This is a genomic window from Streptococcus oralis (assembly GCF_016127915.1).
Classification (GTDB): Bacteria; Bacillota; Bacilli; order Lactobacillales; family Streptococcaceae; genus Streptococcus; species Streptococcus oralis_BO.
This window is the reverse complement of record NZ_CP066059.1, coordinates 1,586,310-1,607,791: the sequence shown is the minus strand read 5'-3', so window position 1 is coordinate 1,607,791 and position 21,482 is coordinate 1,586,310. Positions and strand designations below refer to the sequence as shown.

At 40.0% G+C, this 21,482-nt stretch carries 27 protein-coding genes and 1 tRNA gene; 13 read left to right on the top strand and 15 right to left on the bottom strand.

What is annotated here, in order from left to right; genetic code table 11:
* Positions 1-23: 23 nt before the first annotated feature.
* A complete protein-coding gene (locus I6H78_RS07905) occupies positions 24-719 on the bottom strand; it encodes an LrgB family protein (RefSeq protein ID WP_198459332.1) in 696 nt (231 codons plus the stop codon).
* Positions 716-1,090: a CidA/LrgA family protein gene (locus tag I6H78_RS07900; RefSeq protein WP_143952424.1), complete on the bottom strand. Its 375-nt coding sequence runs from the start codon at positions 1,088-1,090 to the stop codon at positions 716-718. Before I6H78_RS07900 ends, I6H78_RS07905 begins: the two co-directional genes overlap by 4 nt.
* 196 nt (positions 1,091-1,286) lie before the next feature.
* Here I6H78_RS07900 and I6H78_RS07895 point away from each other — a divergent pair, with 196 nt between their 5' ends.
* The 7 genes from I6H78_RS07895 (at position 1,287) to queF (ending at position 4,834) form a co-directional block, all read left to right on the top strand.
* Entirely contained in the window at positions 1,287-1,667 is a 381-nt protein-coding gene (locus tag I6H78_RS07895) for a MarR family winged helix-turn-helix transcriptional regulator (protein WP_198459331.1), read from the top strand.
* A 97-nt stretch (positions 1,668-1,764) separates the two neighbouring features.
* On the top strand, positions 1,765-1,986 hold the full coding sequence (locus tag I6H78_RS07890; protein WP_198459330.1) for a DUF4649 family protein: 222 nt from the start codon (positions 1,765-1,767) through the stop codon (positions 1,984-1,986).
* Between the two features lie 15 nt (positions 1,987-2,001).
* Positions 2,002-2,316, top strand: a complete 315-nt coding sequence (gene trxA, locus I6H78_RS07885) for a thioredoxin (protein ID WP_001029581.1) — start codon at positions 2,002-2,004, stop codon at positions 2,314-2,316.
* Positions 2,317-2,518: 202 nt separating this feature from the next.
* The gene (queC, locus tag I6H78_RS07880) at positions 2,519-3,172 is read left to right on the top strand and encodes a 7-cyano-7-deazaguanine synthase QueC (protein WP_198459329.1); all 654 of its coding nucleotides are present in this window, start codon (positions 2,519-2,521) and stop codon (positions 3,170-3,172) included.
* A complete protein-coding gene (gene queD, locus I6H78_RS07875) occupies positions 3,172-3,615 on the top strand; it encodes a 6-carboxytetrahydropterin synthase QueD (RefSeq protein WP_084911470.1) in 444 nt (147 codons plus the stop codon). Before queC ends, queD begins: the two co-directional genes overlap by 1 nt.
* Entirely contained in the window at positions 3,608-4,324 is a 717-nt protein-coding gene (gene queE, locus I6H78_RS07870; protein ID WP_198459328.1) for a 7-carboxy-7-deazaguanine synthase QueE, read from the top strand. Before queD ends, queE begins: the two co-directional genes overlap by 8 nt.
* An 18-nt stretch (positions 4,325-4,342) precedes the next feature.
* Complete coding sequence (gene queF / locus I6H78_RS07865) at positions 4,343-4,834, top strand: preQ(1) synthase (RefSeq protein ID WP_198459327.1); 492 nt, start codon at positions 4,343-4,345, stop codon at positions 4,832-4,834.
* 162 nt (positions 4,835-4,996) lie between these two features.
* Here queF and I6H78_RS07860 read toward each other — a convergent pair whose 3' ends face one another.
* Positions 4,997-5,665 (bottom strand): MIP/aquaporin family protein, encoded by a 669-nt coding sequence (locus I6H78_RS07860; RefSeq protein ID WP_198459326.1) that lies wholly within the window; start codon positions 5,663-5,665, stop codon positions 4,997-4,999.
* A gap of 145 nt (positions 5,666-5,810) precedes the next feature.
* Positions 5,811-6,158, bottom strand: coding sequence for a winged helix-turn-helix transcriptional regulator (locus tag I6H78_RS07855; RefSeq protein WP_125848464.1), 348 nt, complete (start codon positions 6,156-6,158; stop codon positions 5,811-5,813).
* 150 nt (positions 6,159-6,308) lie between these two features.
* Here I6H78_RS07855 and I6H78_RS07850 point away from each other — a divergent pair, with 150 nt between their 5' ends.
* Complete coding sequence (locus tag I6H78_RS07850) at positions 6,309-6,698, top strand: nuclear transport factor 2 family protein (protein ID WP_005591134.1); 390 nt, start codon at positions 6,309-6,311, stop codon at positions 6,696-6,698.
* Between the two features lie 167 nt (positions 6,699-6,865).
* Here the strand turns inward: I6H78_RS07850 and pepF are convergent, their stop codons facing one another.
* From pepF to I6H78_RS07815, 7 genes are read right to left on the bottom strand one after another with little or no spacing between them, the layout of a single operon-like run.
* A complete protein-coding gene (gene pepF, locus I6H78_RS07845) occupies positions 6,866-8,662 on the bottom strand; it encodes an oligoendopeptidase F (protein ID WP_198459325.1) in 1,797 nt (598 codons plus the stop codon).
* Between the two features lie 10 nt (positions 8,663-8,672).
* Complete coding sequence (locus I6H78_RS07840) at positions 8,673-9,416, bottom strand: 16S rRNA (uracil(1498)-N(3))-methyltransferase (RefSeq protein ID WP_198459324.1); 744 nt, start codon at positions 9,414-9,416, stop codon at positions 8,673-8,675.
* A gap of 1 nt (position 9,417) precedes the next feature.
* The gene (gene prmA / locus I6H78_RS07835) at positions 9,418-10,368 is read right to left on the bottom strand and encodes a 50S ribosomal protein L11 methyltransferase (protein WP_198459323.1); all 951 of its coding nucleotides are present in this window, start codon (positions 10,366-10,368) and stop codon (positions 9,418-9,420) included.
* A 4-nt stretch (positions 10,369-10,372) separates the two neighbouring features.
* Positions 10,373-11,818, bottom strand: coding sequence for an ApeA N-terminal domain 1-containing protein (locus tag I6H78_RS07830; RefSeq protein ID WP_198459322.1), 1,446 nt, complete (start codon positions 11,816-11,818; stop codon positions 10,373-10,375).
* Positions 11,815-12,252, bottom strand: coding sequence for an NUDIX hydrolase (locus tag I6H78_RS07825; RefSeq protein WP_198459321.1), 438 nt, complete (start codon positions 12,250-12,252; stop codon positions 11,815-11,817). The genes I6H78_RS07830 and I6H78_RS07825 overlap by 4 nt, the downstream gene beginning before the upstream one ends.
* 1 nt (position 12,253) lies before the next feature.
* The gene (locus tag I6H78_RS07820) at positions 12,254-13,315 is read right to left on the bottom strand and encodes a site-2 protease family protein (RefSeq protein WP_198459320.1); all 1,062 of its coding nucleotides are present in this window, start codon (positions 13,313-13,315) and stop codon (positions 12,254-12,256) included.
* A 19-nt stretch (positions 13,316-13,334) separates the two neighbouring features.
* Positions 13,335-13,805: a DUF3013 family protein gene (locus I6H78_RS07815; RefSeq protein ID WP_198459319.1), complete on the bottom strand. Its 471-nt coding sequence runs from the start codon at positions 13,803-13,805 to the stop codon at positions 13,335-13,337.
* A 115-nt stretch (positions 13,806-13,920) separates the two neighbouring features.
* Here I6H78_RS07815 and I6H78_RS07810 point away from each other — a divergent pair, with 115 nt between their 5' ends.
* Both I6H78_RS07810 and I6H78_RS07805 read left to right on the top strand, forming a co-directional pair.
* Positions 13,921-15,192 (top strand): replication-associated recombination protein A, encoded by a 1,272-nt coding sequence (locus tag I6H78_RS07810; RefSeq protein ID WP_198459318.1) that lies wholly within the window; start codon positions 13,921-13,923, stop codon positions 15,190-15,192.
* Between the two features lie 263 nt (positions 15,193-15,455).
* Positions 15,456-15,528 (top strand) — tRNA-Lys (locus tag I6H78_RS07805).
* A 177-nt stretch (positions 15,529-15,705) separates the two neighbouring features.
* Here I6H78_RS07805 and I6H78_RS07800 read toward each other — a convergent pair.
* The 4 genes from I6H78_RS07800 to I6H78_RS07785 are packed head-to-tail and all read right to left on the bottom strand — an operon-like array spanning position 15,706 to position 18,366.
* On the bottom strand, positions 15,706-16,122 hold the full coding sequence (locus I6H78_RS07800; protein WP_198459317.1) for a hypothetical protein: 417 nt from the start codon (positions 16,120-16,122) through the stop codon (positions 15,706-15,708).
* A 6-nt stretch (positions 16,123-16,128) separates the two neighbouring features.
* Positions 16,129-16,842, bottom strand: coding sequence for an ABC transporter permease (locus tag I6H78_RS07795; RefSeq protein WP_198459316.1), 714 nt, complete (start codon positions 16,840-16,842; stop codon positions 16,129-16,131).
* Positions 16,839-17,498, bottom strand: a complete 660-nt coding sequence (locus I6H78_RS07790) for an ABC transporter ATP-binding protein (RefSeq protein ID WP_198459315.1) — start codon at positions 17,496-17,498, stop codon at positions 16,839-16,841. Before I6H78_RS07790 ends, I6H78_RS07795 begins: the two co-directional genes overlap by 4 nt.
* A gap of 13 nt (positions 17,499-17,511) precedes the next feature.
* Complete coding sequence (locus tag I6H78_RS07785; protein ID WP_198459314.1) at positions 17,512-18,366, bottom strand: AraC family transcriptional regulator; 855 nt, start codon at positions 18,364-18,366, stop codon at positions 17,512-17,514.
* Between the two features lie 736 nt (positions 18,367-19,102).
* On the opposite strand from I6H78_RS07785, the gene I6H78_RS07780 reads away from it, so the two are divergent.
* The 3 genes from I6H78_RS07780 to I6H78_RS07770 all read left to right on the top strand — a co-directional run bounded on the left by I6H78_RS07780 (position 19,103) and on the right by I6H78_RS07770 (position 21,481).
* Entirely contained in the window at positions 19,103-19,534 is a 432-nt protein-coding gene (locus tag I6H78_RS07780) for an Rrf2 family transcriptional regulator (protein WP_198459313.1), read from the top strand.
* A gap of 92 nt (positions 19,535-19,626) precedes the next feature.
* Positions 19,627-20,631 carry an NADP-dependent oxidoreductase gene (locus tag I6H78_RS07775; protein ID WP_198459312.1) on the top strand — a complete coding sequence of 335 codons (1,005 nt, stop codon included), beginning with the start codon at positions 19,627-19,629 and terminating at the stop codon, positions 20,629-20,631.
* 13 nt (positions 20,632-20,644) lie between these two features.
* Complete coding sequence (locus tag I6H78_RS07770) at positions 20,645-21,481, top strand: alpha/beta fold hydrolase (protein WP_198459311.1); 837 nt, start codon at positions 20,645-20,647, stop codon at positions 21,479-21,481.
* Position 21,482 lies beyond the last annotated feature (1 nt).

Genomic DNA, 21,482 nt, shown 5'->3' with positions numbered 1-21,482 from the left:
CAGCTAGAAAGCTGGGTTTTTCTTTAACTTAATATCAAACTGGCTACAATAGGGCTGACAAAGACATAGAGAATCCCGGTAACACCGATAGCTAAACCACCCATGGCTCCTGCTATAGAACCATATCGAAAGGCGGTTCCCGTTCCGACTGCGTGGCCTGTTCCTCCAAGGGAGAGTCCGACAGCCACTGGATCATCAATCTTCAACCACTTCAAAAGGGTTGGCCCGATCACACTGGTTAAAATCCCAGTCGCCACTACGACAACCAAGGTCACAGTGGTCAGACCTTGCAATTTTTCTGTAATCCCCACTGCCATAGCGGTTGTCACCGACTTGGGAAAGAGAGAAATAGCTAGGAAAAAGTCCATACCAAATATTTTCGCCACTATGGCAGTGAAGCTAGTATTGACAACCACTGCTAGCAGACTACCAAAGAGAATACTCCGCGCATGGTGCTTCATCAAGTGAAAGCTCTTATAAAGCGGAATCCCTAGAGCCACTGTCGATGGGACAATCAAGTTGTTCAGATAAACGCCACCTTGGTAATAATCTTGATAAGAAATACCCGTCGCCTTAAGGAAAATAATGATAAAAATAGCTGACAAAAGTAAGGGTGTTGTCAATGGATGGGGGAAACGTCTGTAAATCAACATACCCAATAGATAAGCTAGAATAGATAATGCAATCCCAAACAAAGGATTGGATACAAATTCGCTCATTTGGAATCTCCTTTCTCATAATCTCCCTCAAATCGTCTCTTGATAAACTGAACCACTAGAGCGATGAGGATAATGTTGATGACAGCCGCAAAAAAGACAATCAAGACGATAGGCAAAAGATAAGGAGCAATGACATCAAACTTTTCCATGATTCCCACTGCTGGTGGCAAAAAGAGAATGGTCATATTGGCCAGCAAGAAATTCCCGACCATATTGACATGTCTGGTTCTCAGCCACTTGAACTGTAAGGCTAGAAAGAGAATAATCAAACCAATAATACTGCCTGGGATGGGCAGATGAAAGAAACTAGAGATTCCCTCTCCGATTAGAGAAATCACAAAGAGAATCATTAATTGAACATATAATTTCATCCTAAACTCCACGAAATAGACTTCTTGCATACCAGTTTACTCTTTTTTCAGAAAATTTCAAGGAAATATCGCAATTCTTCTTTCTTGCAAGGATTAGTTAAAAGTAGTATAATCATTGCATGCGCAATCATCTTGTGTTGTAGAGACAGTCAGTGATGACTTTGTGATTTTTACTTTGAAAAGAAAGGAGAAAGCAATGAGCTATTTGGAAAAGTGGTTTGACTACAACCGCCGTCAAAAGGAAATGGAAACCTTGTTGGAAGAAACTATTGCCCAGCAGAGTGAACAAAGGTTGACCTTGAAAGAGTTTTACCTGCTCTACTATCTGGACCTAGCTGATGAAAAATCTTTACGGCAGATTGACCTACCAGATAAACTCCATCTTAGCCCGAGCGCTGTTTCTAGAATGGTAGCTCGCCTAGAAGAGAAAAACTGTGGTTTGCTTAGTCGCCGGTGTTGCGATCAGGATAGACGGGCAAGTTTTATCTGCCTGACTGACGAGGGACAGACAACTCTAGCTTACCTGCAAAAGGCTGTCGAAGAAAGACTGGAGACGAGTCTTGATTTCATTTCATAATCAGATTTTCTAAAAAAGTTGCGTGCGCAATCATTTTTCTTGACATTCCTCTTTTCAAGGAGTACAATAAAGTCAAGATCGAACAAAGGAGTTTTATATGATCGAAATTACTTATCTAGACGCCAGCAAGCAAGAGAGAACCATGACTTTCGAGTCTTACCAAGACTTTGAACGTTCTCAACATGCCTACCTTATCGGCGTTGCTGATTACTACACTGTCCAAAAATTAACCTACAATGGTCATGATTTGGACTACCATGGGACTTATGGAGATGTCTTCTTCTATCTCATGAAACAAGATTTAAGCCAATATAACTAAAAAAGGAGAAATACAATGGCAAAAGCAATTACAGATGCAACATTTGAACAAGAAACAAAAGACGGTTTGGTCTTGGTAGACTTCTGGGCAACTTGGTGTGGTCCATGTCGTATGCAAGGTCCAATCTTGGATAAATTATCTGAAGAACTTTCAGAAGATGTCTTGAAAATCGTTAAAATGGACGTAGATGAAAATCCAAACACAGCTCGTGCCTTTGGAATCATGTCTATCCCAACTCTTCTCTTCAAAAAAGACGGCCAAGTGGTGAAACAAGTTGCTGGTGTTCACACAGCAGAACAAATCAAGGCCATCGTTGCTGAATTGAGCTAATCACACGAGAGACCAAGTGCTTTATTTGGTCTCTTTTTTCTTGCCCTTTGCCATTTTTCAAAAAATATGCTAGACTGTAGGTAGAATATTACGATGTTTGGGACATGCCATCGCTAAAAAAAACCTCTACTTGGTATTTTTTAGCTCCCCTCAAGGGAGCTTTTTGCGTGCTCTGAACATGTCCCACTTTGGAAGGAGTACTATGAAACGTCAATCAGCCTTGGTCGTCTTTAGTGGCGGTCAAGATTCCACAACCTGCCTCTTTTGGGCTAAAGAACACTATGAAACAGTCGAAGCAGTCACCTTTGCCTATGGCCAACGCCATCATCTCGAAATTCAAGTTGCTAGAGAAATCGCTAAGGAACAGGGCATTCCTCATCACATCTTAGATATGTCTCTACTGGGGCAAATCACTGAAAATGCCTTGACCTCTGATTTAGAGATTGAGCAAAAAGAGGGAGAGGTTCCCAATACCTTCGTTGACGGTCGCAACCACCTCTTTCTGTCCTTTGCGGCAGTTCTTGCCAAGCAACGAGGCATTAAAGACATCGTGACAGGTGTCTGCGAGACAGATTTTTCAGGCTACCCTGACTGCCGGGATGTCTTTGTCAAATCTCTCAATGTTACGCTCAACCTTGCCATGGATTACAACTTTGTTATCCAAACACCTCTCATGTGGCTAGACAAGGCTGAAACTTGGGAATTAGCCGACCAACTCGGTGCCTTTGACTATGTCCGTGAAAAGACCTTGACCTGCTATAACGGAATTATCGGAAGTGGCTGTGGGGATTGCCCAGCTTGTCACTTACGTCAACATGGTTTAGATGTTTATCTCTTACAGAAAGGAGAGGGTTAATGTTTTTTGCACCCAAAGAAATCAAACAGGAAACTGGGGAGTCTCTTGTCTACAATCCTCACAGAACTCTGGTATCAAAAGAGTTCACCTTCGACGCTGCCCACCACCTCTTTCACTATGAGGGAAAATGCAAATCCCTGCACGGTCACACCTACCATCTGCAAATCGCTGTCAGTGGATTTTTAGATGAACGGGGTATGACCTATGACTTTGGAGACATCAAAGGTATCTACAAGGACTACTTAGAGCCCCACTTGGATCATCGCTATCTTAACGAAACTCTACCCTATATGAACACGACTGCTGAAAACATGGTTTACTGGATTTTCCAAACCATGAGTCAAGAGTTGCCAGACGAACGCGGTCTCCGTTTGGAATACGTTCGCCTCTATGAGACTCCAACTGCCTTTGCAGAGTTTAGACGGGAGTGGTTAGATGACTAGGGAACGTGTCCTCAAACTACCTGTTCTGGAAATTTTCGGCCCAACCTTTCAAGGTGAAGGTCGTGCTATTGGGCAGAAAACCATGTTTGTCCGTACTGCTGGTTGCGACTACCACTGCGACTGGTGTGACTCCGCCTTTACTTGGGATGGTTCTGAAAAACCAACTCGCATGACGGCTGACGAGGTCATTGCTGAATTGGATAAACTGGGAAGCTACGACTACGTTACACTATCTGGTGGAAATCCTGCTATCCTAGCAGCCAACATGGCTGAACTGGTCACTAAGCTCAAAGAACGTGGTGTCACCCTTGCTGTTGAGACCCAAGGTTCTCGCTGGCAAAATTGGTTAAAAGATATTGACCAGGTCACTCTCAGCCCCAAACCTCCTTCCTCCAAGATGGAAGTCAACTTTGAGACCTTGGATTTCATCGTTTCCCAACTGGATCCAGACAAAGTCACCTTTAAAATCCCTGTCTTTGATGACGCCGATTTGGCCTTTGCTAAAGGAATTCAAGAACGCTACCAACCAGATGTCCTCTTCTTATCGGCTGGAAATCCTGAGCCCAAGGCCACAGGCAATATTGTCCAAGACCAACTGGACCGTCTCAAAGAACTTTGGGAACGCATCGCCGCTGATGATAGCTGGGGCAATGTCCGCGTCCTTCCTCAACTCCATACCCTCCTCTACGACAACCAACGTGGTGTTTAAGATTAGAAAGAAAAAATCATGTCACAACAAGAAGAAATGAAAAACCTAAGCCTACTGGGCAACAAAGAAACCAACTACATCTTTGACTATCAACCAGATGTCCTCGAATCCTTTTACAATCGTCATGTGGAAAATGACTATTTCATCAAATTCAACTGTCCTGAATTTACCTCTCTTTGCCCAATCACTGCTCAGCCAGATTTTGCGACGATTTATATTTCCTACATTCCTGACAAGTTCTGTGTCGAGTCAAAATCCCTCAAACTCTACCTCTTTAGCTACCGAAATCATGGAGATTTCCATGAAAACTGTATCAACACCATCGGGAAAGACTTGGTCAACTTGCTAGACCCTCGCTATTTAGAAGTCTGGGGAAAATTCACTCCACGCGGGGGCATTTCAATCGACCCCTACTACAACTATGGTAGACCTGGAAGCAAGTATGAAGGCTTGGCAGAACAACGCCTCTTCCAACACGATCTTTATCCAGAGAAAATTGACAACCGCTAAACTCATACTCAATGAAAATCAAAGAGCAAACTAGGAAGCTAGCCGCAGGCTATACTTGAGTACGGCGAGGTGAAGCTGACGTGGTTTGAAGAGATTTTCGAAGAGTATCATACGAAAAAGCCCTGTTCCTCAAGATGAGGAGCAAGGCTTTTTGAGTTTCAATTATTCTTCTGTTCCAAGAAAGTTTTTCGCAACAAGAGCTGCAAGAACACCACCAACGATTGGGGCAAGGATGAAAATCCATACTTGTTGAAGGGCTGCGCCACCTACAAAGACAGCTGGTGCCAAGCTACGAGCTGGGTTAACTGAAAGTCCAGTAATGTTCAATCCCACAAGGATCATTGCCATCAATGACAAACCAATCACCAAACCAGCAATCGCACCATTGCCTTTGCTTGCTGATGTTACAGTCATGATAACCAAGACAAACAAGAAAGTGGCAAGGACTTCAAACAAGAAACCACCAAAGACAGTGACACCGTTTGCCAAGGCATTTTCACCAAGACTAACAGTTGACATGCCTGAGTTAGACAAGAGGAAGAATACCGCAGCTGACGCAAGGAAAGCTCCAACTACTTGTCCAAGGATATAGTTTACAAGTTCTGAAGATGACAAACGTTTATTTACAAACATAGCAATTGAAACAGCCGGGTTCAAGTGAGCCCCTGAAACAGTTCCGATTGAGAAAGCTGCAACCACAATTGCCAAACCAAAGGCAAAAGCAATTCCAAGGTGTCCAAGGCCATTAAGACCATTTCCAAAAACAACGGCTCCTGTTCCGATGAACACAAGCATAAATGTACCGATTAATTCAGCAACAAATTTTTTCATGATAAGTCTCCTTTTTTCAAACTATGTATTAGTCTATCAAAAGAAGGAAAGGGTTTCAAGAAAATTGATTGGAAATTTACTGGTTTGCCTTACTGTCTTTTAATTGAGGGATTCGATAAAAAATACATTCCCTCTATGGGACTTATCAGTTGCCTATCTCATTAGCATTTAGCAACTTAATATAATCCAGACCCCATTTCTCGACAGCATCTAAAACAACTCTGAATTCCTGCCCCATTTCGGTTAAGCTGTACTCAACTCGTGGGGGAACTTCGGCATAGACCTTTCGTTGAACAATCTTATCCTTTTCTAATTGACGGAGATGACGGGTCAAAATAGTTTGAGTAATCCCAGGCAATAATCTCTGCAATTCTTTAAATCGTTTGGTACCCGTACTCAACTGATAAATGATTACCAGTGCCCATTTCCCCGTTAAAACCCTCTGCGTTGTCGCAAATGGACAAATACCATACTCACTCACTTTATTTGGCATAAAATATCTTCTTTCTATTTTTTTAAAAAAATTTATCTTTTAGTATCAATAATAGTACTACTTTTGATACCAGCTATCGAAAAAGTGTCTACTTGTTTTTTAGATTGTAACTGTTACAATTATATCATAAAAAAGAAATGGAGAATAGATATGTCAACAAACTTAGAAATTTTCAATGCTTATAACCAAGCTTTAATTGCTGGTGACTTTCCTGGTGTCTTTGAAACGATGGCAGACGATATTATCTGGCATCAACCTGGTACTCATAGTATATCTGGTACAGTTGTTGGTAAGGACAAGCTAGGAACTCACCTGGCTACATTTGCTGAGAAAACTAATGGAACCTTTAAGGTGGTAACAAATTGGGTTTCTGACAATAAGGATTTAATCGCAGCTAATGTTACTTTTCTTGGAACACGTGCTGATGGTACTGAACTAAATATGAACGGGATTGACCTCTTCCGTATTGAAGACGGAAAAATCAAAGAAGTTTGGCTCTTCTCTTCAGATCAAGCAGAAGAAGATAGCTTTTGGGGATAACTTAAGAGGCCTGAACAAAAAATTTTGATTTTAGAATTCTTTATTATAAATTTTTAAAATCGATAGATTAGAAAAAAAGCGAACAAGACAGTATTCTGAGTGTCAGATAACTCGTTTTGTTCGCTTTTTATATTTAAGGTTAGACTTTTGTCCCAGACTCTTTTAATTTACTCTCCCAACTCAGCACTGTATGCGATAATCTGGTCAACTGTGTCAGACAAGAATTGGATGGTATCACGAAGTGGTTTGTCTGTTGAGATATCCGCTCCGATAATCATGGCTGACTCAAGCGGTGTCTTACTACCACCTGATTTAAGGAGATTAAGCCAATCTTCAGCTCCAGTTTCTGAATGTTTCAGATGAAGATAACCTGCAGTCGAGATGACAAGACCAGCAGAGTAAGTGTAACTATACAAGCCCATGTAGTAGTGAGCTTGGCGCATCCAAGTCAGTGCCGCATCGTCATCAATTTCAATAGCATCTCCCCAGAAATCTGTCAAAACTTCCTTCATAATGCTGTTGAGTTTGCTTGCTCCAAAGGTTTCCCCTTCTTCAATCAATGTATAAACCTTACGCTGGAAGGTTGCCTCCAAGAGGTGGGTGATGAAATTATGGAAGTAGGTATCTGTCAAGCGGTGGGCAAGAGCGAAACGTTTTTGACGAGGGTCGTCAGATTGGTGCTCCAAGTAATCACTAAGAAGCAATTCATTGAAGGTTGATGGCGCTTCGACGTAGTAGGTCGACATATGAGCATTGAAGTAACTTTGGTGATTATCTGAAAAGATAAATTGACCAGAATGTCCGATTTCATGAATCAAGGTATAGACATCACTCAAACGACCAGTCCAGCTCATGAGGACATAAGGGTGCACGCGATACGGATCCGCCGCATAACCACCAGAATCCTTGCCACTATTAGCAGCAAAGTCCACCCAGCGTTCTTCTTGATAGCGCGCAACTTCCTGACAATATTCTTGTCCCAAAGGTTCTACTGACTTCATGACCAAATCATAGGCGTCATCAATAGTCACTTCAGGATTAAGGGCGCTGTCCAAGTCCAATTTCCAGTCTGCAAAGGTCATCTTTTCAAGACCATTGACCTTGGCAACATGCTTGAGGTATCTCTGAGCAACTGGCGCAAAGTCCTTCATGATGAGGTCAATCTGACGGTCAAACATGGCACGGTCCACTTCTTGCTCAGCTAGAAGATAATCAAAAACCGAGTCGTAGCCCTTCATATCTGCCAACAGTTTTTCAGACTTGACCTGAGCTAAGTAGGCTGCCGCAGCCGTATTTTGGTGCTTACGAAGTCCCTCTGAGAAAGAACGGAAAGATTTCTCACGAACCTCAGCGTCCTCGTGGTTTTGGTAGAAGTTTTCGTAGGTCACAAAGCTGTTTTTGTAGATTTTGCCATGGGCTTCAAAGTCAGCCATTTCAAAGTCCCCAGCTCGCATCTTAGTGTAAATGTCCTGTGGACTGTAGAAAACTTCACCGAGATTGGTCAAAGCCTTCTCCACATCGGCACCTAGATAGTGGGCTTTTTTGATTTTGGCCTGACGAATGGCTGCCGTCAAGTGAGGTAATTCACCCAAACGGTCCAAGACTTCCTCATCAGCTTCCACCAAGGCGTCGTCAAAGAAGGTCAAGGCTACACTGGCATCTGTTTCAAATTCCATCCCAGCTTGGGCAATATTGGCAAACTCTTCATTGCTATAGTCTGTCGTCTGAGGCATAAAGGCGTAATTACCGATATGGCTCATCTGGATGTAGATTTGCTCCAATTCCGCAAAGGCCTTCTCGAAATCCTCAAAAGTGTGAAGATTGCCCTTGTAGTCACGGCTAAATTGGTTGATGTCTTCGCGCGTTTTCTCGATTGCACGCAAGAAATCCTCACGGTCTTGGTATAGGACTGTTAAGTCCCAAAGTTCCTTTTCTGGAAATTCTGAACGGTGTTTTTGTTCCATTTTCTTCCTCTTATTTCTCTAATTCTACTAAAACACTAAGGGCTGATAAGGCATAAAGCGGTGCTGTTTCCGCTCGCAAAATGCGAGGACCAAGACCTGCCAAGACTGCTCCTTTAGCTTCAAAACTTTCAATTTCTGCAGGTGAGAGACCGCCTTCTGGACCAAAGATAAAGAGCAATTTAGCTCCCTTTTCAAGACCAGTGACTGCTTGTAAGAGGGCCGCGACTTCTCCCTCTTTTGCTGATTCTTCATAGGCTACTATAATAGAGTCAAACTGGTCAAACTGAGTTAGAAAATCTGCTTTCTTCTCGAAAAGCTGGATACTTGGAACGATATTACGCTTGCTTTGTTCTGCCGCTCCAAGGGTGATTTTTTCTAGTTTTTCAACCTTTTTACCCAATTTCTTGCCGTCCCACTTGGCAACTGACCAGTCAGCAGGGAAGGCCCAGATCTGGCTGGCACCCAGTTCCGTTACTTTTTGAGTGATAAACTCCAGCTTGTCTCCCTTGGGAAAACCTGATGCGATAGTCACTTGGATGGGAAGTTCGACATTTTCAGCTAATTCTTGGACCAACTCAAACTGACGATTTTCCACATCTAGCACGCGCGCCAAGCGCTTGATCCCATCATCAAAGACCAAGGTCACTTCATCCTCTTCTTTCAGGCGCATAACCTGAAACATATGCTTGCTGGTTTCCTTGTCCTCAATGGTAACCGGAGAGACTACACTGCCCTTGACAAAATACTGTTGCATGCTAGCCTCCAATCACACCTGAAATATCCTTAGTCTTCTTAAAGACACAGGCATTCCACTCCCCTTGAATCATGTGAGTTTCAAGGAAAAATCCAGCTGACTCAGCCGACTCGCGCACCATGTTCCACTTGTCCTTGATAATGCCACTCATGATCAGGTAGCCTTCATCCTTGACCAAGCGATAAGCATCCTCTGTCAGATGAATGAGAATATCCGCCAAGATATTAGCCACAATCACATCTGCCTCAATCTCAACACCCTTGAGCAAATCTCCAGCTGCTACATGGATATTTTCCATGCCAGGGTTGAGCTCAATATTTTCCTGAGCGACACGAACCGCCACATCATCCAGGTCATAGGCGAAAATTTCCTTAGCGCCAAGAAGTGAGCTGGCAATAGAAAGGACACCTGAACCAGTCCCCACATCTAGCACCGTTTCACCACCACGAAGAACCTGCTCCAAGGCAAAAAGGCTCATCTTAGTGGTTGGATGGGTCCCAGTACCAAAAGCCATCCCAGGATCCAGCTTGATAATCTTTTCTCCAGCAGTCGCCTCGTAGTCCGTCCAAGACGGCACGATGGTCAAGTCATGAGTGATGCGAGCTGGCTCATAGTATTTCTTCCAGTTGTCAGCCCAGTCTTCCTCAGCCAAGGCTGTTGTACCCATCTTGACATCTCCTAGATCCATAAAGTCTGTCAATTCTGCTAGGCGAGCCTGCAAGTCCGCCTCAACCACTGCCACATCAATCGTATCAGGATAGTAGGCTGTCACTATGATTTCTTCTTGTTGCTCGACCTCTGGGAAAATCTCACCAAAACGTTCGACATTTCCCACATAGTCCATGCTGTCTTCGATCGCAACACCTTGCGCCCCCAGCTCAATCAAGAGATTGGAGACCAGCTCCTCTCCCTCACGCTTCACTGTAACTTTTAACTCTTGCCATGTTTCCATTTTATTAATACTCCTCGTCATATTCTAATCCAAGTTCCTGAAATATGTAGAAACGTAATACCTCTTGACACAATGTACGAAGTTCATACATTTCATTGAAGTCTGTTACTAGATTTTTATATTTTGATTTCTCATCTCCATGAATATAGTAGTTACGACTGTCATACAACTTTTTAACAATACTAGAAATGGAGGTCTCAGTAAGTTTATTCTTCCCTATTTTTCCTGGGACATTAGTAAATAAATCCAGTAATTTCTTTCTCAAGTCACTATCCTGTCTCTGATATTTCAACCTATTCCTAAAGATTTTTTTAAAACTCTCATCAATATTTTTATTAATAAAATCAAAAACTCTTTGTTTATTTATATCTTCTTCTTTAGAAATATCAGCTTGTTGTTCACCTCGAAAATTTCTAGCAAATACTTCTAAATTACGAATGGAATCTATAAAACTATCTTCAAGATAAGGAGTACCATGCAAATTGGCTGTAAAACTTCGAACAATAAATTCTAATTGCTCACTTTTATCGAACCAATTATTTATAATAGCTTCAAAATTGTCACCTAGTTTATTAAGTGAAATTTTGTGTAGTTCATACTTATCCCATTTAATGTTTTTTCTTGAATGTTGTACAAAATATTTCCCCCTAATTATAGACCAGTTGTTATCCTTACGTTTTTCGCACAAAAATTCAATCGTTTCAAAAGATAAAGGCTTTTCAGATAACATCTCAACTAATTCTTTAATCCGTATTGAAGTATCATAACATTTCTGAAAAGAGACCTTTCTATCTGTAGGAGAAGATAAGTGAATTCTATAAGATGGTTCTACACTAAGTGCATCATAAGAAAAAATATAACTAGGCACATCTTTAAATTTCAAATCCTCTGATGTTATCAAAACTTCCGTCAATGGATAATCTGAGATGTTAACCTCTATATTAAAATCTTTTTGTTCGAAATCACGTTCCGTACTTATAATTGGTTTACCAATCCAATCTGCTAAATGATCAAAAGAGAATTGGTAATACTGGACTTTAGTATCTTCCAATTCGTCAATCAATTCAACTATCAAGTCTTTGAAATTATTCGTATTTGGAAGCCATTGATAATTTATCTCAAAAATTTTAAAAGTCTTTATCCTATATTTTTTCATTGGAAATCCTGAACTGCTACCTGTTCCATACGGACTGCCATAAGATTCCAAAATTAATAGATTGCCTGAGGAATCAAATCCATATATTTTATCAGCAGGATTACCAAAATTAATAGATATAGCCTCGTCATTTGGAAATTCCCCAAAAATTTCTAATACAATCTCATTAGGTGAGTATGTCAAAATACCACTATTTGCTTCAGAGCTAACTACCTTTGATTTATTATCAGAAAAATATCCTTTGATTTCAAAGTCTTTATCCCATGAATATGACTTATATGTTAATTTACTCATATCTTGTAGTTATTCTCCTCCAAATAATCTCTCACCCTATCCTGCAACTGGGGCACAACCTTGCCTGAGTCAAGAAATTCGTCAATGCTCATCAGTCTATATCCCTGTCCTTCGTCACCAAAGACAATCTTGTCAAATTGTTCCTGAGCCAACTTACCAACTAGAAAGACGGATTCCTTCCCCTCAAAAAGCATGCTTGGGTACACCTTACTCCAAATCAGACAATCCTCAGTCAGATGAATTCCCAGTTCTTCGTAAACTTCACGCGCTGCGCACTCAAAAGGACTTTCATCACCCTCTCGTCCGCCACCTGGCAATTCCCAGGTATTAGGGTATGGAATGTCTGCTTTGTCATCGCGTAAGATAGTTAAAATCCTATCCTCACAAAAGAGGGCAATTTTGCAACCTGTAAAATCAGAAATTTCTATTTCCATATCAGACTCCTTCGGATAATTCTTTCTCCAACTCTGCTAACCAGTTTTCATAGTAGCGTTTCTCATCTCGCAACATTCTACTGCTATCCATTTTCTGTCTAGCAATCTTCATAGCCTTGCGAGTTTGAGCCATATCGTTCCTTACCTTAAATTGATACCAGGCTTGAATGCTCTGCATGTCTGCCATTTTTAGAGACAAAAAGGATTTAACTCCTCGATTACTTGCATACTCCTCCGCTTTTTCATGATCTTCTTCTAGCAAGGCAATTTGAAGAAGATATAATTGAGAAATCGTTTTAGACATTGGATTATCTGTTTTCTCTAGCAAAGACTGAAACTGTCGCTTAGCAAGTTCTATATTATCATCCAATATGAATACTAGTCCCTGAAAAATCTGAATGCTTTCAGCAAAACTCCCTCTCACATCCTCATCAACAGGAATGATAAAGTCTTTCAAATCATACTCTTGAGGAGCTAGCAAGGTCTGAGCAGAATGCCTCAACACCGAGTAGGCGTATTTCGTATTTCCAGGATGTTGTAGCAATTCCCAGATTTTCGCTCCATCGGTAATCCCAACTGGCTTAGCATTGATGAGAAGAAAAGATAGATTTAGACAAATCCAAGTAGCTGCAAAATACCAGTTAGCTGTCAAAATTCCATACAATAGAGCCAATAAAATCAAACCAAGATGAACCATCAAGCCTCCTGCAAGCATCAGGATGATTCTTTGATCGCTTTCATCTTCTTTTAATCCAATATATTGAGCACCAATATTTTTCAGAACGGCTGTTCGACTCAGATGAAACTTGCCTGACTTTTTGGTCAAAAGAAAGTTTCCTAATCCAAAAGCCACCAGGCGATAGCCTGTCAGGTAACCGCAAAATGCATGACCTAGCTCATGAAGGATAAATATCAGATAAATGCTGAGAAAAGTAAATAGATAGCCTGGAACAAAGACTAACGAGAAACCTAGCTCTTTAAAGGCAATCGTCCCAAAAACAAATCCCAGCATCAAAAAAACAAAGGACAGACCAGAAATAAAAGACAAGACTATTTTCTTCATATACTTTCTCCCCTAGTCTCTAGTATCTCGGATAAGGATAAAACTCTCCTTCTTCCAAGCCTGCTTTCCCTTCTTCAAAGACTTCTTGGTTCCATTCCATGACGAATTCCTCTGCTTCTGGGTCTTCCAAAAAGTCCACAAGCGCATCCAGCCCAATCTCGGCAGTATCTTTGAGGAAAAGGGCAAAATAAGCTAAAAACTCACGAGAAAATCCTTTTTTAGGTAGGTAAGGGATGACTGTTAAATAGTCTTCTGCGTTAACTGTTGACTTGGTAGGATTGTAGAAAAGGACTGCTTCCTCGAAGAGAATGTCATCCGAAGAAACCTCTCCGTCCTCATCCAGCATCTCTACACCAGCAGCGTTTTGCGCTTCTAGTAAAAAACTCACTTCTACCGCGTGATTGCGCTTGTCCCAACTAATCTCAAAGTCAAAGGGAAAGTTCTTGTCCAACTCCTCCTCTAAAACATCTAAAAATCCGTATGTTGCCATTTTGTCCTCTTTCTATGCGACTCTTAAATCGCCCCGATTGCTCGGAAATATGCTAAAATAGATACTACCATCTTACCACATATACATCAGAAAATCCATGTTAGAAAGGACTGCTATGCCAGACAATCTCGCGCTTCGCATGCGCCCAAAAACCATCAACCAGGTCATCGGTCAGGAGCATCTGGTCGGACCTGGAAAAATTATCCGTCGCATGGTGGAAGCCAATCGTCTGTCCTCCATGATTCTCTACGGACCTCCAGGTATTGGCAAGACCAGTATTGCCTCTGCCATCGCTGGAACGACCAAGTATGCCTTTCGGACCTTTAATGCGACAGTGGATAGTAAAAAGCGACTACAAGAAATCGCCGAAGAAGCTAAATTCTCTGGTGGATTGGTCCTCCTGCTAGACGAGATTCACCGACTAGATAAAACCAAACAAGACTTTCTACTTCCCCTCTTAGAAAGTGGTCTGGTCATCATGATTGGGGCTACGACTGAAAATCCCTTCTTTTCTGTCACTCCAGCCATTCGCAGTCGTGTTCAGATTTTTGAACTGGAACCTTTATCTAATCAAGATGTCAAAGAAGCGATTCAAATCGCCCTAACTGACCCTGAACGAGGTTTTGATTTCCCAGTTGAGTTAGATGATGATGCACTGGATTTCATCGCGACCTCTACAAATGGAGATCTGCGTTCTGCCTTTAACTCGCTGGATCTGGCTGTTCTCTCTACTCCCGAGAATGACAAAGGCATCCGTCATATCACTCTTGATATCATGGAAAATAGCCTGCAGAGGAGTTACATTACTATGGACAAGGATGGGGACGGTCACTACGATGTCCTCTCAGCCCTACAAAAATCCATCCGTGGCTCGGATGTCGATGCCAGTCTCCACTATGCTGCCCGCTTGATTGAGGCTGGGGATCTTCCTAGTCTCGCTCGTCGCTTGACTGTTATCGCTTATGAAGATATCGGCTTGGCCAATCCTGAAGCCCAGATCCATACTGTAACTGCTCTAGACGCTGCCCAAAAAATTGGGTTCCCAGAAGCTCGCATCCTCATTGCAAATGTGGTGATTGATTTGGCCCTCTCTCCAAAATCCAACTCAGCCTATGTCGCGATGGACAAGGCTCTGGCTGATCTCAAAACATCAGGTCATTTACCCATCCCACGACACCTGCGCGATGGTCATTATAGTGGTAGCAAAGAACTGGGCAACGCGCAAAACTATCTCTATCCACACAACTATCCTGGAAACTGGATCAAGCAAGACTATTTGCCAGAAAAAATCAAAGACCAGCACTATTTCACTCCAGAGGATACTGGCAAATACGAACGGGCCTTGGCGCAACGCAAGGAAACCATCGATAAATTACGAGACTTGTGAAATCCTTTTCAAATAATTGCATTTTCCTCTTGATTTTTTTTGAAAAAGTGGTATCATATAAACATAGAAACGCTGTGGTGTACGACTTCACACTTAAGTGTTGACCGACTATTTTTTGTATTATTAGGGAAACAAAAGTCTTCTAACAGCATGTAGGCCGTCTCACACGGAAACAGCTTCAGTTAGAGCGAGTTGCCCACCTGCTTAATTGCGCGGGTTCAATACAAACCGTGAAGTTTCGGCACCAATACAGCTTTTTCTTTGCCTCCTTAGCTCAGTTGGTAGAGCAGTAGACTCTTAATCTATGGGTCGCAGGTTCGAGCCCTGCAGGGGGCATCTAAATCAACAGGAAAAAGCCTTGAAATCAAGGCTTTTTTGCTTGTCTAAGTCAGATTTGCCCCATCATTTGCCCCACATTTTTTATGAGCAATCTTTCCAGGCATCTCTGATTTGATTAAATTAGGCTCTTTGTCAAATAGTGTTGATGAAAAATTTTAGGAAGGAATTAAGCAACTAATTGTTGCTTAATTCCTTTAATAAATCCTTATACGTAGAATAAATTATATTGTCCTTGGCTTCTAAATATGCTAAAGAACCAAACATTCTTTCTGCCATCTCAGAAATACTAGAAATAAATGCCTGATGCAAGTAAATTCCTTTACCACCTACATTTAAACTTTTATCAAAATCAGTATTTAAGTCAGATAAGCCTAAGAGCTTATTTAGAATATAATCAACATCATAATTTTCAGTGAAACTAGCATACATTTGTAAAATTCCACCCGGACCAAAATATGAATAATTTCGTTTAAAAGGTCCGTATGGGGAGAAAAACGAAGTCAAATCTAATGTAGACTTCGCATCCTCTTCACTGGTAAAATTTCTTAACAAAGAATTATCATGATTCAAATAATTTTTTTGAACTTTCATGTTATTTCACCCCCACTTGAATGTTTTTTTTCCAATTACTAAGAATACAATTGTACTTATAAATATATACATATAAGAGGCTACGCGAAATTTATAATCTGTTCCAATCAAATCACTCTGGAGTAATAAATTTACCTGTGTTAACGGTAAAACACTGGAAATCGCTTTAGTTAGAGTAGGCATATTATCTAAAGGAAAGGTACTCCCGCTAAAAATCATCATAACAGTAAATAAAGTAGATGTTATCGCATGAATAGATTTTACTTCCTTTACATAGGAACCAATAAAGAAAGCTAACGCAAAAAAGTAAATTGATGAAATAATTAAGTCAATAATAAATTGAGTGTAATTAGTAAAAAACATACCATTGATCAGCAGAGCTAGAATAAGTTGAGCTAATATCCCTAGGATTGAAAATATACATAAGACAATATAATCAGCACAAATTAATGTTAAAGAAGAAAGGCCTGTTGTTTGAAATCTCTTTAATACTTTATTCTCACGGTTCATAGCCAAGTTAATTGTAACTCCCAGTAACCCAGCGGCAGCAACAGTCATACCAACATTTCCTGGAAATGTACTTTGTATAACCGCTTTACCTTGTAAAACAATAGTACTAAGGAACATAATCAATGGAAAAACAATAATAAACGCTGCTCCCATCGGCTCTCTAATAAAGGTTTTTAGTTCGCATGCAATCATAGCTCGTAGATTTTTCATGATAGACTCCCCTTTCTAACCTTTACTTTTTTATTTTCAATAAAAATAATATCATCACAAATTTCAGAAATTTCCTCTTCCCGATGTGAAATAAATACTATAGTCTTTCCTTCCTGTCGTAGCGAACTCATAATGGAAAATAAGGCATATCTAGTTTCTATGTCAAGGCCATTAGTAGGTTCATCTAAAAATAAAATTTCAAAATTTTGTAAAAGTGCAGTGCCAATAACAACTCTTTGTTTTTGTCCAAAAGATAGTTTATCATAAGCAACTTCCTCTTGCTCATCTAGTTGGAGAAGATGAATTACTTCTTCAACCTTTTCTAAATTACCTTTCCCCAATATTGCAAACAGCCGTAAACATTCCTTAACTGTGAGTCTTTTAGGTAGAGAAACATCTTGCAACACAGCACTACACACAGAGAAAACATATTTCCTAGTTTTATTAAAGTATATTTGTTTGCCAAAAATAGCTATTTCCCCTCTTTTATAAGGAAGCAGACCCAATATACAATTAACAAGTGTAGATTTCCCTGATCCGTTTCCTCCTACAAGACCATAAACCTTCCCTTTTTCTAAAAATAAATCAATATTATCAATAATCTTACCATTAGAGTAAGAAATTGTTAAGTTACGAATCTCAATAGCGTTTACCATAATAAAACTCCTTTTATTCACACTTTCTTATTGGCACCCATAACTCCATATAAAAATCGGAATTTTCAACATCATTCCCGTGATATAATTCCAAATCATAACTATCCGCATATTTATATCCTTCTTGAGGCAAGAAAACCTCAATTAAATAGCTCCAAGCGTTATGAATGCTTGTTGTAACCTCACCTTCCAAGCGCAGAACCGCATATTTCATCGAAGGTATTTCAATAATAGTAAGGCCTTTTCGAGTTACTTGCTTTTCAATTATATCATCAGACATACTATAACCAATCATATACTGACTTTCATCATTTTCCTCAGTTACAAAATAAAGCCCATACATTTCTATGCTTTTAGATTTAATATGTCTTAATTTTTCTTGCAATTTTTGCTCTAGACTCTGCCAAACTTCCAGCGACATTTCATTAGGACTCAATTTCTGACTAACGCCTACTAGTTTAAAGGTTTCTTTTTCTGTAATGCTCGCATCAAATTCTCCTCCTCTGATTGATACTGAAAGTCTCAACGGCTGAGCAATACGGAAACTTTGTCCTGACTTCACATCCGATGGAGATTTCCCATGGAACTTTTTAAATGCGTAGGAAAACGAAGTAGAGGAACTATACCCATATATCAATGCTATTTCTGCAATATTCCCACGCTTCTCCTGCAAATCCTCAGCCGCTTTACTCAACTTCCTAGTCCTTATGTAATCTCCTAAAGAAATACCACTTATAATCGAAAAAATTCTAGCAAAAACTTCATATGAATACGAAGTTATTCGATAAATTTCTGACAATTCAATTTCTGAATCTAAATTAGCATCAATATATTCTAAAGCTTTATTAAACGATGTAAAGTCAGTCATAATCCACCTCTTTATAAAAGACAATCATCGCTCTTCCATCTTCGTTAAGGCTATTTTAGCACTAATCCATAAATTTTTCTCAATAATTCTCGTACGAATTTTATAGTGTGAATAACCTAACTATGTAAGAGCTCTAAATTGCATTTGAAATACTTTATTATCATTGTACTAAAAAAATATTACATTTATTTTAACATTAACGAAATAATATATTTAAGTTTATGAAAAGAATTTTTAAAAGATTAGAATTGACAAAATTTTATCTTCATTGATAGTATCATCTATTTATATATAGAAAGAAGCTATATGCTAATTTAATAAGTTAGAAAAGGTTCAATTCTGATAAAATATTTCCAGATTATCTAAATCATCCTCTTATATATTTTGTCCGAAATTTGTCCGACATTCTTCTATTTTTTCTCATCTCTTATCAAAACTTATACATGTCTATCACATTAAAAAGCCCATTCTATCAACATTTTTCAAATTAAAGGATTATAACTCATGTATGCAGGGGGCATCTAAATACAACAGGAAAAAGCCTTGATAATCAAGGCTTTTTTGCTTGTCTAAGCAAGATTTGCCCCACATTTTTTATGAACTTCCTTTCCAGACATCTTTAATCTTATGACACTCTTCAAAAAAATTTTAAAAATTTAAAACAAAAGTCTTGCTTTTCTTTTTAATTGTGATATACTTGTTCTTGTATCGGATACAGGTTTAGAAAGGGGTTCATATGGATACAAAATTCTCAGTTGCTTTACATATCCTAACCATGATTAGTGAAAGCAAGGATGCCTTAAGTTCACAAGCTCTGGCTGAGAGTGTTGGTACCAATGCTAGTTACATTCGTAAGGTGATTGCCTTGTTGAAAAATGAAGGTCTGATTCATTCCCATCAAGGAAAAACGGGTTATCAACTCAGTAAGTCTCCAAAGAAAATGACTTTACTTGAGATCTATTATGCAACTCAAGAAATCAATCATATTAGTTTATTTCCTGTTCACCAAAATAGCAAGCCTGATTGTCCCGTTGGAAAACATATCCAAGGAGCAGTTTCACCGCTTTTCGCTAGTGCCGAATCTCAACTAGAGAAGGAATTAGAAAATCAAACTTTAGAAGATGTCATTGACAATTTATATAAACAAGCCAAACAAGTCCGGAACTGATTTGATAGCAAGTCAGTTTTTACTCGAAACAACATATACTTGTATTAGATACAGGTATATGAAATCAAATCAAAAAGGAAAAGAGAAATCATATGAAAGTCGCACAACACACTACTTATAACAAAAAAAATATCACACTCAACATCACAGAAATCGCTAAACCAAGTATTACAGACAAACAAGTCTTGGTCAAAGTCACCGCAGCTGGTGTCAATCCTCTGGATAACATGATCTCACGTGGTGAGGTCAAGATGATTGTTCCTTACAAGTTCCCTCAAACTGCTGGTAATGAAGGCGTGGGTATTATTGAAAGCATTGGTAAGAAGGTTAACAACTTTCAAGTAGGAGATCGCGTCTTTGGTCGTTTACCACTTGACCATATCGGTGCCTTTGCAGAATACGTAACTGTCGATAGCCAGGCTCTAGCCAAAGTACCAGACTATCTATCTGATGAGGAAGCTGCTGCTGTTCCTCTTACTGCCCTAACCATTATGCAAGCCTTAGAACTCATGGGCGCTCAAGCTGGAAAAACAATCTTTATCTCTGGTGGTACTGGAGGAGTTGGTGGAATGGCCATTCCGATTACCAAAGCCAAAGGTTTGAAAGTCATCACTAATGGGGCTGGAGATAGTGCTGAGCGTGTATTGAAACTAGGAGCAGATCGTTTTATCGATTACAAGACAGAGGATTATACAAAAACGGTCAGTGAGGTGGATTATGTACTCGATACCCTTGGTGGGGCTGAAACTGAAAAACAAATGTCTATCATGAAAAAAGGGGGCCACCTTGTGTCTCTCCGTGCTATGCCAAACGGGGACTTTGCCAAACGTATGAAGCTACCAAAATGGAAACAGATGATTCTCGGCTTAGCTGGTCGCAAATTTGATAAGATGGCAGAAAAATATGGTGTTCACTATCATTTCATCTTTGTAGAAAGCAACGGTGCTCAATTACAAGAGGTAGCTGACCTTTTTAGTAAATTAGAAATCAAACCATCTATCGATACAGTTTATCCATTTGAAGAAGTAAATAGCGCCTTAGACAAGGTCGCTAACGGGCGCTCTAGTGGTAAAACAGTCCTCAGCTTTAAGAAATAAAAAGGAAAACATCATGTCATATATTACTACAAAAAATCAATACATCACTATCCAAGGAAATCAAATTGCCTATCGCGAACTCAGTAAAGGTAAATCAAAACTACCTCTTCTCATGCTTGTCCATTTGGCAGCAACTCTTGATAACTGGGATCCAAAACTACTAGACTTGATTGCTGAAAAGCACCATGTCATTGTAGTTGATCTTCCTGGTGTTGGAGCCAGTCAAGGAAAAGTTGCTCCGACGATTCCTGGGATGGCTGAGCAGACGATTTCCTTTATCGAAGCACTAGGTTACGATAAAATCAATCTCCTAGGTCTTTCCATGGGAGGTATGATTGCACAAGAAATAGTCCGAATCAAGCCGAATTTGGTCAATCGCTTGATTTTAGCAGGAACAGGACCTCGAGGTGGAAAAGAGGTCGATAAGGTGACCGGGAAAACCTTTAACTATATGTTTAAAGCTGGACTCGAACGGATCGACCCTAAGCGCTATATCTTCTACAATCATGATGAACAAGGTAAAATCGAAGCCCTAAAAGTTCTGGGCCGAATGGGTATGCGCACCAAGGAATTTGCAGATAAAGACATGGACGTACCAGGATTCTTGACTCAACTCAAAGCTATTAAATGTTGGGGGAAGGATGCGCAGGACGACCTTGGCTTCATCACTCAACCAACCTTAATCGTCAACGGAGATAAGGATATGCAGGTTCCGACTGAAAATTCTTATGACATGCATGAGAAAATAAAAGAAAGCAAGCTCATTATCTATCCCAATGCAGGGCATGGTTCGATTTTCCAATATGCAGACGAATTTTCAAAAGAATTAATGGCTTTCTTGGAGGATTAAT